Source organism: Actinoallomurus sp. NPDC052308 (assembly GCF_040679195.1).
In the GTDB taxonomy this organism is placed as follows: Bacteria; Actinomycetota; Actinomycetes; order Streptosporangiales; family Streptosporangiaceae; genus Actinoallomurus; species Actinoallomurus liliacearum.
In genome coordinates this window covers 96,570-109,891 of the sequence record NZ_JBFAUM010000009.1, presented here as the reverse complement: position 1 = coordinate 109,891, position 13,322 = coordinate 96,570, and the positions used below count along the sequence as shown (strand labels likewise).

At 66.2% G+C, this 13,322-nt stretch carries 13 protein-coding genes; 6 read left to right on the top strand and 7 right to left on the bottom strand.

All coding sequences use genetic code 11. The annotated features are described in order from the left end of the window. Positions 1-94: 94 nt before the first annotated feature. Genes AB0L00_RS23050 through AB0L00_RS23040 form a run of 3 tightly spaced genes read left to right on the top strand, consistent with a single transcriptional unit; the run spans position 95 to position 3,974 of the window. Entirely contained in the window at positions 95-1,243 is a 1,149-nt protein-coding gene (locus tag AB0L00_RS23050; protein ID WP_364437613.1) for a Glu/Leu/Phe/Val dehydrogenase dimerization domain-containing protein, read from the top strand. A gap of 13 nt (positions 1,244-1,256) precedes the next feature. Then, positions 1,257-2,411 carry an FAD-binding oxidoreductase gene (locus AB0L00_RS23045; RefSeq protein WP_364437610.1) on the top strand — a complete coding sequence of 385 codons (1,155 nt, stop codon included), beginning with the start codon at positions 1,257-1,259 and terminating at the stop codon, positions 2,409-2,411. Positions 2,412-2,441: 30 nt separating this feature from the next. Then, a complete protein-coding gene (locus AB0L00_RS23040) occupies positions 2,442-3,974 on the top strand; it encodes an aldehyde dehydrogenase family protein (RefSeq protein ID WP_364437607.1) in 1,533 nt (510 codons plus the stop codon). A gap of 44 nt (positions 3,975-4,018) precedes the next feature. Here the strand turns inward: AB0L00_RS23040 and AB0L00_RS23035 are convergent, their stop codons facing one another. From AB0L00_RS23035 to AB0L00_RS23025, 3 genes are all read right to left on the bottom strand, one after another. After that, on the bottom strand, positions 4,019-4,378 hold the full coding sequence (locus AB0L00_RS23035) for a hypothetical protein (RefSeq protein ID WP_364437604.1): 360 nt from the start codon (positions 4,376-4,378) through the stop codon (positions 4,019-4,021). A 138-nt stretch (positions 4,379-4,516) separates the two neighbouring features. Beyond that, the gene (locus AB0L00_RS23030) at positions 4,517-5,005 is read right to left on the bottom strand and encodes an NUDIX hydrolase (RefSeq protein WP_364437602.1); all 489 of its coding nucleotides are present in this window, start codon (positions 5,003-5,005) and stop codon (positions 4,517-4,519) included. Positions 5,006-5,650: 645 nt separating this feature from the next. Beyond that, positions 5,651-5,938, bottom strand: a complete 288-nt coding sequence (locus AB0L00_RS23025) for a hypothetical protein (protein ID WP_364437599.1) — start codon at positions 5,936-5,938, stop codon at positions 5,651-5,653. Between the two features lie 308 nt (positions 5,939-6,246). Between AB0L00_RS23025 and AB0L00_RS23020 the strand changes: the two genes are divergently transcribed. Continuing rightward, positions 6,247-7,326, top strand: a complete 1,080-nt coding sequence (locus AB0L00_RS23020) for a hypothetical protein (protein WP_364437596.1) — start codon at positions 6,247-6,249, stop codon at positions 7,324-7,326. Then, a complete protein-coding gene (locus AB0L00_RS23015; protein ID WP_364437593.1) occupies positions 7,313-8,476 on the top strand; it encodes a hypothetical protein in 1,164 nt (387 codons plus the stop codon). Before AB0L00_RS23020 ends, AB0L00_RS23015 begins: the two co-directional genes overlap by 14 nt. A 367-nt stretch (positions 8,477-8,843) precedes the next feature. Here the strand turns inward: AB0L00_RS23015 and AB0L00_RS23010 are convergent, their stop codons facing one another. Continuing rightward, positions 8,844-9,554, bottom strand: coding sequence for a hypothetical protein (locus tag AB0L00_RS23010; RefSeq protein ID WP_364437590.1), 711 nt, complete (start codon positions 9,552-9,554; stop codon positions 8,844-8,846). A 1,415-nt stretch (positions 9,555-10,969) separates the two neighbouring features. Continuing rightward, positions 10,970-11,425: a hypothetical protein gene (locus AB0L00_RS23005; RefSeq protein WP_364437588.1), complete on the bottom strand. Its 456-nt coding sequence runs from the start codon at positions 11,423-11,425 to the stop codon at positions 10,970-10,972. Between the two features lie 260 nt (positions 11,426-11,685). On the opposite strand from AB0L00_RS23005, the gene AB0L00_RS23000 reads away from it, so the two are divergent. Next, positions 11,686-11,922, top strand: a complete 237-nt coding sequence (locus tag AB0L00_RS23000; protein ID WP_364437585.1) for a HEAT repeat domain-containing protein — start codon at positions 11,686-11,688, stop codon at positions 11,920-11,922. 730 nt (positions 11,923-12,652) lie between these two features. Here the strand turns inward: AB0L00_RS23000 and AB0L00_RS22995 are convergent. Together AB0L00_RS22995 and AB0L00_RS22990 are read right to left on the bottom strand one after the other, a co-directional pair. Further along, positions 12,653-12,949, bottom strand: a complete 297-nt coding sequence (locus AB0L00_RS22995; RefSeq protein ID WP_364437582.1) for a hypothetical protein — start codon at positions 12,947-12,949, stop codon at positions 12,653-12,655. 6 nt (positions 12,950-12,955) lie between these two features. Then, positions 12,956-13,156 (bottom strand): hypothetical protein, encoded by a 201-nt coding sequence (locus tag AB0L00_RS22990; protein WP_364437579.1) that lies wholly within the window; start codon positions 13,154-13,156, stop codon positions 12,956-12,958. Positions 13,157-13,322: the final 166 nt, after the last annotated feature.

Genomic DNA, 13,322 nt, shown 5'->3' with positions numbered 1-13,322 from the left:
GGCGACAGATGGCGGTGCTCGGCCGCTTCCTCCGGCCGCGCGCGGTCCCCGATGCTGGACGCACCGAGCGAACCGAGAGGTGGGCAGCGCTGCCGTGAGCGATGACGTCTTCGCACTCATGGACGAGTGGGGACCCGAGAAGGTCGTCTGCGTGTCCGACCGCAGAACCGGGATGCGGGGTGTCCTCGTGCTGGACAACACCGCCCGCGGGATGGGCAAGGGCGGCACCCGGATGAGCCCGGCGGTGACCGTCGGCCAGATCGCGCGGCTCGCCCGCACGATGACCTGGAAATGGGCCGCCGTCGACCTGTTCCACGGCGGCGCCAAGGCCGGCATCGTGGCCGACCCCACGGCGCCGAACAAGGAGGAGATCCTGCGCGCCTTCGCGCGGGCGCTGGCCAATGAGGTGCCGAAGGAGTACGTCTTCGGCCTCGACATGGGCCTGACCGAGAACGACGCCGCGATCCTGCTCGACGAGCTCGGCGACCGCGGGGCGGCCGTCGGCCTGCCGGGTCCGCTCGGCGGCTTCCCGTACGACCAGCTCGGCGTGACCGGGTACGGCGTCGCGGAGGCGACCGACGCGGCCGCCGCCGAGCTCGGCCTGGAGCTGCGCGGCGCCCGCGTCGCCGTCCAGGGACTCGGCGCGGTGGGCCGGGCGGCCGTCCGCAGGCTCAGCGAACTCGGCGCCGTGGTCGTGGCCGCGTCCACCGTGGCAGGCTGCGCGTACGACCCCGACGGCCTCGACGTGGACCGCCTTCTCGCGCTCAGCGCCGAACTCGGCGACGACTGCGTCCGCGAGTACGGCCCGCCGGAGCCCGCGGAGCGGGCCCTGTCGGCGGAGACCGACATCCTCGTGCCCGCCGCCCGCGAGGACGTCATCGACGTCGACGTCGCCGGGTCGACCACCGCCAGGCTGGTCGTCGAGGGCGCGAACCTCCCGGCCACGCCCGCGGCCCGCGAGATCCTGCACAAGCGCGGCGTCGCGGTGGTGCCCGACTTCATCGCCAACGCCGGCGGCATCGTCGCCGCCGCGCACTCGATGGACGCCCGCTACTCGCCCTTCCAGGTGGAGCCCGGTGACGTCTTCCCCATGATCTCCGGCAAGCTGCGCGCCAACGCGGTCGCCGTGCTCCGCGAGTCCCGCCGCGCGGAGGTCACCCCCCACGAGGCGGCGTACGCGCTGGCCCAGAGCCGCGTCCGCGAGGCCATGGTCCTGCGCCGGCGCGTGCCCGAGCACGTCTGAGAGGAACCTGTCGATGAGTCGTGAGCTGCCCACCCGCGCGTCGGCGGTCATCATCGGCGGCGGCGTCATGGGCGTCGCCGCCGCGTACGAGCTGGCCGCGGCGGGCGTGACCGACGTGGTGCTGATCGACCAGGGGCCGTTGGGCTCCGGCTCGACCTCCAAGGCCGCCGGGGGAGTGCGCGCGCAGTTCTCCGACCGGGTCAACATCGAGCTCGCCGTGCGCAGCCTGCAGACGTTCGAGACCTTCGCCGAGCGGTTCGGGCAGGAGATCGACCTGCACAAGCCCGGGTACCTGTTCCTGCTCGACACGCCCGAGGCCGTCGCGGAGTTCGAGCGGAACGTCGCCGTGCAGAACGACCTCGGCGTGCCCAGCCGGATCATCACGCCGCGCGAGGCGGCGGAGCTGTCCCCGCTCATCGACACCGACGGGCTGCTCGCCGCGGCGTACTCGCCCACCGACGGGCACTGCACACCCGAGTCCGTGGTGCTGGGCTACGCGGGCGCGGCCCGGCGGCACGGCGCGACGCTGCTGCCGAACTGCGCCGCCACCGGCATCGACACGCTGAACGGCCGCATCGTCGCCGTCGAGACCGAGGGCGGCCGCATCGAGACCGACACCGTGATCTGCGCGGCCGGCGCCTGGTCGCGCGCCGTCGGCGCGTGGGCCGGCGTCGACCTGCCGGTGACCCCGCTGCGCCGGCAGATCCTGGTCACCGAGCCGATCCCGGACCTGCCGCCGACGGCGTTCACCATCGACTTCGCCACCTCGTTCTACTTCCATCGGGAAGGGCGCGGCCTGCTGATCGGCATGTCCGACCCCGAGGAGACGCCGGGGTTCAAGCTCGACCGGTCCGACGCCTGGCTGCCCCGCCTCGGTGAGGCCATGGCCCACCGCGCCCCCGCCCTGCTGGACGTCGGCTTCGGCACCGGATGGGCGGGCCTGTACGAGGTGACGCCCGACCACAACGCGCTCATCGGGACCGCGCCGAGCGTCGACCGGTTCATCTACGCCACCGGCTTCTCCGGCCACGGCTTCCTGATGGGCCCGGCCGTCGGGGAGGTCGTCCGCGACCTCTACCTCGACCGCGCGCCGTTCGTGGACGTCACCGGCCTGGACGCGCGGCGGTTCGACCGGGCCGGGGCACGTCCCGAGCTGAATATCGTCTGACCAGAACCCACTACTCGAGGGAGAACCCTGATGGTGACCACGCTGCCCGGCGCCGACGAACTGGCCGCCCTGGCGCGAGAGACCGCGAAGCGCTGCGGTGTGGACGTGGACGCGCTCGGCGCCGGGGTCACGACCACCTCGCCGATCAACGGCGAGCGCCTGGCCGCCGTCCGGTGGGTCGACGCCGGCGCCGTCGACGAGGCCGTCGGACGAGCCCGCGAGGCGTTCCTGGCCTGGCGCCGGGTACCCGCGCCGGTGCGGGGCGCGCTGGTCAAGCGGTTCGGCCGGTTGCTCACCGAGCACAAGGACGACCTCGCCACGCTGATCAGCCTGGAGGTCGGGAAGATCACCTCCGAGGCGCTCGGCGAGGTCCAGGAGATGATCGACATCTGCGACTACGCGCTCGGCCTGTCCCGCCAGCTGTACGGGCGCACGATCAGCTCCGAGCGGCCCGGCCACCGGCTCATGGAGACCTGGCACCCGCTGGGCGTCGTCGGGGTGATCAGCGCGTTCAACTTCCCGGCGGCCGTCTGGTCCTGGAACACCGCGATCGCCCTCGTGTGCGGCGACCCGGTCATCTGGAAGCCGTCCGAACTCGCCCCGCTGACCGCCCTCGCGTGCGCCGCCATCCTGGACCGCGCTGCGGTCGAGGAGGGCGCGCCCGAGAACCTGAGCCAGGTCCTCCTCGGCGGTCCCGAGGTCGGGGAGGCGCTGGTCGACCACCCGGGGATCGCCCTGGTCAGCGCGACGGGCTCGACGCGCATGGGCCGCGCGGTCGGACCGCGCGTCGCGGCGCGGTTCGGGCGGTCACTGCTCGAACTCGGCGGGAACAACGCCGCCATCGTGTGCCCGTCGGCCGACCTGGACCTCGCCGTGCGCGGCATCGTGTTCTCCGCCGCCGGGACGGCGGGCCAGCGCTGCACGACCATGCGCCGCGTCATCGCCCACACCGACGTCGTCGGCGCACTCGTCGACCGCCTCGCCGACGCGTACGGCCGGCTGCCGATCGGCAACCCGCTGACGGCCGGCACCCTGGTCGGACCGCTCATCAACGAGCGCGCGTACGAGGCCATGCGCGGCGCGCTGGACGCCGCCGTCGCCCAGGGCGGCACGCTCGTGGCCGGCGGCGGGCGCAGGCTCGACCAGCAGGCGCCGGGCGCCTACTACACCGAGCCCGCACTGGTGCGGATGCCGGAGCAGACCGAGATCGTGACCCGGGAGACGTTCGCCCCGATTCTGTACGTCCTGCCGTACGAGAACCTGGAAGAGGCCATCGCGCTGAACAACGCGGTGCCCCAGGGCCTGTCGTCCAGCATCTTCACCCGGGACCAGGCCGAGGCGGAGCTGTTCGTCTCGCCCGAGGGCTCCGACTGCGGCATCGTCAACGTCAACATCGGCACGTCCGGCGCCGAGATCGGCGGCGCCTTCGGCGGCGAGAAGGAGACCGGCGGCGGCCGCGAGTCCGGCTCGGACGCCTGGCGCGGCTACATGCGCCGCGCCACCAACACCATCAACTACTCCGGCGAGCTCCCCCTCGCCCAGGGCGTCGAGTTCACCGTCTGACCGAACGCCCGGTCCGCCGCGACGCGGCGGGCCGGGCACACGGGCTATCGGACCGTGCAGTTCCCCGGCCGGGCGGAGGACGCCTCGAATCCGAGGTCGCCGATGGACTGGCCGTGAGCGAGCTCGCGGCTCTCGCCGTTGAAATCCGGGTGGTCGTACAGGCACCAGGGCCGGGCGTCCTGGTTCTGCGCGCTGCGGACCGGCGGGGCGAGGAACCGCTCCTCCTGGTGGATGAGCCGCAGATGGCCGTGGCCGTGCGGCCCGGTGAAGGCGCACACCACCCCGAAGATGCGCGGGCAGGGCAGCGGCTCATCGGCATGCGCCGCCGACATCGGCCCCGCCACCCCCGCCGTGACGGCGGCACCGGCCACCGCCAGCGAGACCCGGCGAACGATCATGTTCATGGTCCTCCTCGATCAAGAGGTGTACCGTACGCAAGGAGTTATAGCAGAGCGTGAGATTTGGTTGACGGAGAGTAGTCACTGCTGGTCGGGTGACTCAATGGTCACCCCGCATCACGGGCGATCAGCGCACGTCGCGGGTCAGACGGGCTCGCAGCGGAACGCCGCGCGACCCGTGCGGCGTGCCTCGGCGACGGCCGCGAGACGCGCGAAGAGCGGCGGACTCATGGCCTCTTTCCATCCGCCGAGAGGCTGGACGAGCCAGTCGGTGTGTTCCACCGGATCGAGGACGATGCGATCGAGCCGGTCGGGTGTGAGCACCCCGCCGTCGAAGACGAAGCCGACCTTGGCGCACGGCCATGCGGGCCGGGGCGGCAGGAAATGCGTCAGGAGAAGGCGCGGTTCGCCCGCGAAGTCGAGGCCGATCTCCTCCCGGCACTCGCGCACCGCCGCGGCGAAGGGCGTGGCATCACCATGCTCGACGTTGCCGCCGGGGAACTGCCACGCTTCCGCGCCCTGGGCCGACCGCAGCGCGAAGGGGTCACCGGCGACATCGGTGAAGTACAGCGCCGCGTACATCGTGGCGCTCGGGAGCGTCTGGATGTACTGCTCAGGGGGAAGCCAACTCACGAACGCTCTCCGACTTCGCTGGTGTGACCGCGACCGCAGTGGCCGTGTGCGCGGCCAGGCCCAGCGTACGCCGGGGCGGAGAACCGAAGTCTCGGTGATCACTGCCGGTACCGACGGACGATCGCCCGGAACCGGGTGTGCAGCCAGATGCCATCGGAAGCAGCCTCCGGCCGCTGGTCGCGGGATATACGCGGGATGAAAAATCGGGCGTCGACCCAGGTCAGCCCCAAGAAGGCGAAGGGCTCCGGGGATGACCCGGAGCCCTGTCACCGCAGTTTGCCTCACGCGGCAAGCGCCTTCTCGATCACGCGGTTGATCCGTTCCTCGTCACCGTCGAGACAGGGACCGCCCCGGCCAAGTTGGAGGCTAGATCGCTTGGTTCTCAGCCGACCCGGGGCTCTGTGTCGAGTGACCGTCAGTGGCATCGCCCCTCGCCCAGCTTCCAGCGTGCGCCTTCACGGGGCGAGGGCCAGGGCCACGATTGGGATTTGATGACCGCCTGGGTCAACTGATCAGGATCGGCCGCCTCGATCAGTCGCCATCCGGCCGGGGGAGGGACGATCGCCCACCACGCCCCCGTACGTACGCCGAACCAGAACACCAGCCCCGGAAACCGCCGATGCAACACGGCGACCGGATCCGTGCTCATGGCCGTCCGCCTGGCCCCGTATCACGCCTTTTCAGGTATTCGGCGAGTCGCGCCGCCGCGCCGGCGGGGTCGTCGGCTGTGTGAGCTTCATACTCGTCGCGTCGCCACACGAAGGATCCGCGTGAGGCGTCGACTTCCACCCATATCTTCTGTTGGGTGAGATCGCTTCGAAGCGATACGGCCGGACGCGCATCGCTCAGCCCGGGCTTGAGACCCAGGGCAGCCAAGTGGCGACACAACTCGATCAGCGTCTCAAGCGACTGCTCCTGGTTGACCTTAGCCACTATGTGCTCCTTTCGTTGAAGCGGGGCCGACTGGGAGACCTGCGTGATTCCTGACTGCATCTGAGCGGATAGAGGTAAGCGCAGATCCGCTTGTTGCTGTCGCCAGTCCCGCAGCCCGTCACCCCGCCCGCAGCCGGATGGCTGCGAGTCGTCGCACGTAGGAGCTTGCCGAGGCCCAGTGTCCCGTCTCGATATCGGACAAGTGCCGTCTGCGGCTTTTGCTGCTCAGTTGTGTCTCGTTTCGTTCTCCCTCGTGTTACGTTCGACGCATCCGGGCGGTTGCAGGGAGGGGCATAGCGGTGGCCACTATGCTGATTCGGCTCAAGGTCGTACTGCGGGAAAAGCACCTACAGCCGCATGGTGCATTTTGTCGGGAATACGACAAAGTGGCGCGTGTGATCGATCCGGAGCTCGTCGGCAGTTGGCCCAGCCGTGCACAGTTCAATCGATGGCTGTCCGGCGAGTTGAAGGGGCTTCCACACCCTCATCACTGCCGGGTGCTGGAGAAGATGCTCCCGGGTTACACGGCGACGCAGTTGTTCGAGCCATACAAGACCGACATGCCGAACGTCGCAGAAAGAGGCGTATCTGACGGGGCCGGGCTGTTCGATGTCATCGAGAGCCGCATTGATCGTCCGGCGGTCAGCGCCATCGAGTGGGGGCCGGAGCAGTCGCAGGCGGGGAGGGGCCACACCAGGCTGTCCGCGCGTGACGCCGCGAACGTGAGTGAGAGCACCCAGCGGGTGGGCCAGCGACTGCTCAAGCTCAAGCAGGAGCAGTGCTTAAGCGATGAGGAGATCAGCCAACTCGCTCACCTCGCCGGTTACATCATCGACCTAGACACCCGCATCGACATCCATATCGCCCGTGGCGGGGCAGCACACGTCACCTACCGTTACGAGCTGCTGAACTTGACGGACCGCCCGCTGACCCGCCTTGCGCGGGAGCTATGGTTCGAGCACACCATCGGCAGGCTCGACCTCTCCCCGTTGCGAGAGAGCACCAGGCGCATGGCGATTCAGCGCAGACATGACACCCCGAACCTGTCGAAGTTCGCCTGCCAGCTATCGCCGGCGATCCAACCAGGAGAGTCCGCGGTGATCGGCTATGTCTGCGAGGGCGGCAGGTTCGAAGACGCCTTGTACTGGCGCCAAGGCATCAACCGTTACACCCGCCGCTTCACCCTGAACCTCCGGCAAGCGGACGCCGGGGACTTGATCGGCTGCTCGGCCATCGAGGAGCATCAAGATGGCCTGGAGGTCTCCGCTACCGAAGAACTGATCTGGGACTACGAAGGGGACGACGTCATCATCACGCTGACCCGCGACTACCTACGCCCTGGCCAGTCGGTCACGCTGCGCTGGACGGTGACGCGTGAGCGCGCGTGACGCCGTAGAGCACACTCTTCGAGCCTGGAACCGGCACGAGCTGGACCGGGGCGCGCCTGCCGTCATCGACTTCGATTTCCTCCCGCCCGAAGACGACCCGCCAACGCCCGCCGACCGGCTCACCACCTTCGAGCGACTGAGCGAGCTGACCGCTGAGGTACAGGATCCCGCCGTCCTCAAACGGATCACCGCCGATCTGGCGTATCTTCGCGCGCTGATGGGCGAGCGCCCGCCGCTGGATGTCTACATCCGCGCTACTCAGGGGTGCTCCGCAGCCGGATGGCCGACCGAATACGTCACCGCGAAGGGCGAGCAGGCCCGCGCCTGCCTTGACGCACTCGGCGTCGGTTGGGGAGAGACCACCATCACCGACCTCGCCCAAGCGGAAGGGCACATCGACGCAGACGCGGCACCGGACGCGATCCGGCAGGCCGCCGCCGAGTACGAGCCTGCGGTCCGTCGCAGGACCGGCAGCAGCGCCCCGTACGAGCTGACGGTGGAGACGACCTCCGTCGACGCCTATTGGGCGTACTGGCTGGACGGCGCCGGTCAGCAGGTCCGGCTCCGGCTCAACATGCGGAACGCGACGTTCACCAAGGTCCAGGTCCGCCAGTTCGCCCTTCACGAAGTCCTCGGCCACGGGCTGCAAAGCGCGAGTATCGCCACCCGATGCCGAATCGAAGACGTCCCCTGGGTACGCCTGTCATCGGTCCACGGTCCTCAGCAGATCCTCCTCGAAGGACTCGCCCAAGCCATGCCCCTGTTCGTCAGCCCCGACGACGAAGCATTGATCAGTCGTGTCCGTATCGACCACTACCTCCAACTCGTGCGAGCCGAACTCCACCTGGCCATCAACGCGGGAACGCCGATCGAAGATTGCGTACGGCACGCCAGACGACGCGTCCCCTGGTGGAGCAACGACCGGATCGCCGGCACGCTGACCGACCGCAGTACCGATCCGCTACTCCGCACGTACATGTGGGCTTACGTCGCGGGGATCGACTGGTTCGCCAACCTCGTCGAGGCCGACAGCGCGACGATCGGCCAGGTGCTAGAAGCCGCCTACCGGACACCACTCACACCGGCCGATCTCGAAGCCCTCTGGCCGCAGGGTCCCACCATCGGAGGCGCTGGAAGCAGCCACAACTAGCGGCCAGGAAGCCGTCACCGAAATGGCCAGCCTTGTGCAACCTCGGTTGATGGGCGACGTTTCGTTATCGGGTGATGCTTTCCGCCGGTCCTAGATTTCGACGCGCCGCTTCCGGTCCTCGGGCCGTGGCCGACCCTGCGGTCCGGGTCGGCTTGTCCTCGAATAATGCCTGTCCCGATCGAACAAAATTTCGTGATACAGTTCCAAATTTGCAGATATGTGTGGAAGGTGAGGGTCCTGGCCGATCGCTCTGGGCATGCGGCCAGCAAGACCGCCACTCTGGGTGATTCTTGCCAACGGTCATCTTCACATCGAGGGCCTGCTATCGGGCAGCAGTCGACGGGAGGCGCGACCCGCGTGGTCAGTTCTACGTCGGGAGCAGGACGAGGGCGACATCCTCGAAGCCATTCTGGTTGCTGTGGCCGTCGGTACGGGTTCCATCACCGGGCAGGAAATACTGCATGCTGTATTTCCCGCTGGCTCCCAGCTTAATAGCCTGGTCAAGGACATTCTGGACCCTCGGCATACCGTCCTGCATCGCTTTGCGGATGGTATTCTCGATTCCTTTCTGGCAAAACGGCCAGCCTCCCCCTAGCAAAAACGAGGTGGCATAGTCTGCGCTTCCGTGTAGGTATCCCGCCTCGTCCAGCCAGAACAGGAGGTAGTATGACAAAGCGGCGTCGGCGTCCGTGCAATACCATTTCGGATGGTGGATATGTATCGTGAAATAGACTCGCACGAGCATGTCCCGTGGCTGATGTCGATGGGAGTCTTTAGGGTCGTTGTAGGGATAAACGTCCTTCCAGAATATGCCATGTGCCTTCAGATCGGACGAGAGTGTGGCCTTGGTGCCTTTGAGGATGTCCTTGACCGTATTTGTGATGGCAGGATTTTGGACGGTCTTCGTGAGTTGAATGATCTGCTCATTGTCCTCACGCACCCACGTCAGTGTCGCGGCGGACGAGCTATCCTTGGGGGCCGAGAATGACTCCCCATCGTTATTGAACGGCTGATTGAACTGTTCGAACTGACCGTACCAGTACCAGTTCCTGAACCAGTAGTCGGTAAGCAACGGCATGTTTCACCTCCAGAGCCCCGACGGTTCATGGTCGGGCCACAGACGACCCAATCCTGTCGATCCGCCCCTCACTTCGGCTTTCTCAGGGGAGATCCTGCCCAGATGACTTTGGAAGCGAGAAGCTACTGCACCCGAGACCAGCCGTAGTGTCACAAGTTACCTAAAGTCACCATGCATCCAGCTCTGCGGTCATGTCAACGTTCTGGCGCGAGTATCTTTTTTCGAGACTGCTTAGAGACTGAATTATTGCATTCATTTGGCCTTGGACAATGTGTGCCGGTTGTCAACGCTGAGCCAGCATCCGCACCGGCAAGGACCCGGCTTCGGCCGCTTCCCCTCCTGCATCTTCGCGATCAACGCCGCCTGGCTCGAACGCGCCTTGTGCGGGGGCAGCCCGCCGAGTGCTAACGCTGGTGCTAACAACCGCCGCGGACGATCTTGGACAGGTCTGGACTAGTGGGCGGACGAATGCCAGTTCACAGGCCGATTCTGGATGGCTGTGGACAGTCGTAGCCTGACTACGGATCGGATGCTGCCTGCTTCTGCGGATCAAGGCGACGGTGCTACACGCCGCTGCTGCTGGTCGTGTCGGTGCCTCTCAGTACGTTGTAGTTGTGTATGACGAGCCTGTGCACGATGCGCCGACGCTTGTTGGCAACTCGCTGGCTATCCCGTGCGAGAAGGTTCGCCGGCAATCTTCCCGATCACTGCTGAGCAGTTGGATCGCCTTCGTGACATGTTGGACCGGGGGCCTGAGCGGGACGCCGACTGGTATCCGGTTGAGGCGGACATGTGGCCGCGGTTGAGGGAGGCCCTCGGCTGCCCCCGCCCGAATCGCCGGCTCGTGTGGTTCTTGGAGACGGCGGCCACCGAGGCGCGCACCACGCGGGATATGTGCGGGATGAGCGGTGGCGCGTAGGGACAGCGCCTCGCTGTTCCCTGAGGTCCGAGGGTGGGTGGATGTGGAATCGCCGACCCTCTGTAAATCCGCCGGCGCGCAGTATGAACCCCTACTGTACAGCGCGAAAAACGGGCAACGCCGTCGTACAGCATGCGTTGTTACTGCGGCGGCCCAGAGGTCGACGGGTTAAGAACGGGTTGTTGCGCACCGCGCCGCACGGCTTACCTGGTTAGGATATTTTCAAGTATGCGTCTACATCTGGCTTCACCTGAATTACTATCCAACCGGTAGGGCCAACGACAAATTGAGCGCCACTATCCTTGTGAGCCCTAACCTCTCCGTCAATTTCCCATGGAGGGCTAGACCTATAGGCGCGCCACTGTACTGGAACATCCGTCGTCGACCATAGTGTTGCAAGCCCACTAAATTCCGGACCACTATAAAGCTCCGTCCAGACTCCATGTCGACAGAATGTATAGGTAGGATTTGACATCTAGTCCACTCTCCCTTTCCATTAATGCTCCACGCCCGCACGCAGGTCATTTATAAAATCCACGATATAATCGAGGATCACCGGATCAACACCTGTCACTTTATTGGTTTCCTCCTGGCAGTGGAGCAAGGTAAGATATGCTTTCGTGAGCAGGTCACCCTGGCTCTCTATCGGGAGGAATTCTCTCGGGAAGAAGATGCGCAACGATTCTCCCGTTACGACATGACCTGCCGCCCCGATACGACCGGAAGGAATATGCGTGACAATGTCATCAATTGATGTCACCGGATATTGAATATTCGCGGCTCGAGCAAGTTTGAGGATGAATGCCGCAAAGCGGAGTTCAGGACTGACGCGCAATGCCAAGTCTAGGACTTCGAAGTCCTCTGACATAAAAGTGATGGATTCGCTAAGAGCTTGCGAAACCTCAGGCATTTGCCACTTCCCGTCTGTTTGGTCGGCTGTTGACTTCAGCATTGCGGGAACGTTTAGTGTCTTGACGCCTAGAAGCCACCGTCGGATGCGGTAGCGCCACAAGTTCCCGGCCCTCGGTCATACATGATAAAGGTTTTCTTCTGTGCGCCCGAAGGGGTATTGCCTCGGCGTTGGCCGTTGCGCCATCACGTTCAAACACCATGTCGCCTTGGGCTTACCCCCGTTGAGCGTCTGAGAAGGCCAACGCAGAGCATGGAAGCTGACAACCCTGTATATAGAAGGGGTGAACCGCCCCGGGTTCTGTGGAGACCGAGGGCTGGCCGGGTAATTCTGAGGCTCTTCGACTGCTGCGTGACGGTGCCCCTAACGACCCCGATGGGGACGTGCGAGAAGCGGCGGTGCGGGCGGTGGCCGAGGGTTGGCCGGGTGATCCGGGGACTCTGCCGCTCCTGCGTGATCGCGCCGCTAATGACTCCGACGAGGACATGCGGAAGGAGTCGGTGCAGGCGGTGGCCAAGGGCTGGCCCGCCGGAAAGTGAGGTGGCGGCGTACGGGCGACCGTACGCGTGGCGTGCGATTGGCGTCCTGAGTAGCCAGCGCTGGACTCGGCCAATATCGGGCTGCGCGACGCTTTCGGTCCTCGGGGTCTTTGGGGCACCTGCAGTCCGGGTCGGCTTGTCCTCAGACGACGCGGGTGCGGCTGACGGCAACGGTGACGGCAACGACGGCAACCGGGGGCAGCCATCGGCGCATGTCCAACGCCGTCGACCTCGGCGGATACCCTGTGACCAGGGGTGTCCGTATTCCTTGTAAGCGGCAGGTCGACCGGTTCGACACACGGGCCGTAGCCGACTGCGGTACAGCACGGAGGTACAGCAAACCGGCCTACGGCAGGCAGCTACGAGGAAGGCGATGTAGGAAGATGAGCACGAGGGGCCTCGGCACGTGGCGGACCATCTTGCTAACGTGAGTGCTAACACCAGGACTGGATGACCTTGGACGGATGTGGACTCCGGATCGCTGGGGGAGCAGGTCAACGGACTGATCTGGACGGCCGTGGACATCCGTAGCCTGACTCGTAGTGAAGAGTGCCAAGAGCGATCGGTACTGGGCAACTCTTGTCGCGGACTGTGGTCGACTCCAACTACGGTCCGGTAGTGCGGTTATTGGCTGATCAGGGTCAGGCCTTCGTGTTCGGCGAAGTCCTCGTAGTCCTTGACGGTGAGGGTGGCCAGCGGCAGCCCGTAGGTGAGGGTGCAGGCCGCGAATTCATGAGTCGTTGGCAGGGCGGGGGCGACCGCGGCGGATGGCGTACGCGGAGATCTGGCCCCATAAGCGGGCGACGTCATCGGTGTACGGCAGCACGATCACGCCGTCGAGCCAGTGGCCGAGGGCGTCGCGGTTGCGGCGGCCCCACTGCCGGAGCTCTGCCCACTGGATCAGCTCGCCGAGGGTGATGAACGTGATGCACGGCTGCTTGCCGATCAGCCGGGTCATGACGGGGGAGGGGAGCCGACGCTTCAGGCTGAGGGACGAGACGTCCGTGTCGAGGACTACGCGATCCACGGCTACTCAGGCGAGGTCGGCGTGACGGGAGGCGTGGACGTGCGCCAGGAAGGCGTCAAGCTCCTTGTCGGTGTCGAAGACGTCGTCCTGGGCGAGATCGTCGGCGGACTCGATCGGCCTGATGCGCTTGCGCCGCGCCAACTCGTCGAGCGACACTGAGCCGCGCTCGGATGGCTCGGCCGCGTACTCCGCGTTGCTGATGGTCACCGTCACCTCCTCTCGCCGACACTACGAGGGTCACGCGGTCGCCGGCCGTACGGAGAGCGAAGCGGACACCCGGAAGCACGAGCACCGCACGCAGGATATACGCGGGATGACGCCCGTACTCGCCCCACCCTGACGGTAGCCCTCCGCAGGTCAGGACCGCTGCGGC

Excerpts from the sequence above, each read along its gene's own strand:
- AB0L00_RS23045 (WP_364437610.1), top strand. The coding sequence starts at position 1,257 with ATGAGTCGTGAGCTGCCCACCCGCGCGTCGGCGGTCATCATCGGCGGC.
- AB0L00_RS23040 (WP_364437607.1), top strand. The coding sequence starts at position 2,442 with ATGGTGACCACGCTGCCCGGCGCCGACGAACTGGCCGCCCTGGCGCGA.
- AB0L00_RS23035 (WP_364437604.1), bottom strand. The coding sequence starts at position 4,378 with ATGAACATGATCGTTCGCCGGGTCTCGCTGGCGGTGGCCGGTGCCGCC.
- AB0L00_RS23020 (WP_364437596.1), top strand. The coding sequence starts at position 6,247 with ATGCTGATTCGGCTCAAGGTCGTACTGCGGGAAAAGCACCTACAGCCG.
- AB0L00_RS23010 (WP_364437590.1), bottom strand. The coding sequence starts at position 9,554 with ATGCCGTTGCTTACCGACTACTGGTTCAGGAACTGGTACTGGTACGGT.
- AB0L00_RS23005 (WP_364437588.1), bottom strand. The coding sequence starts at position 11,425 with ATGCTGAAGTCAACAGCCGACCAAACAGACGGGAAGTGGCAAATGCCT.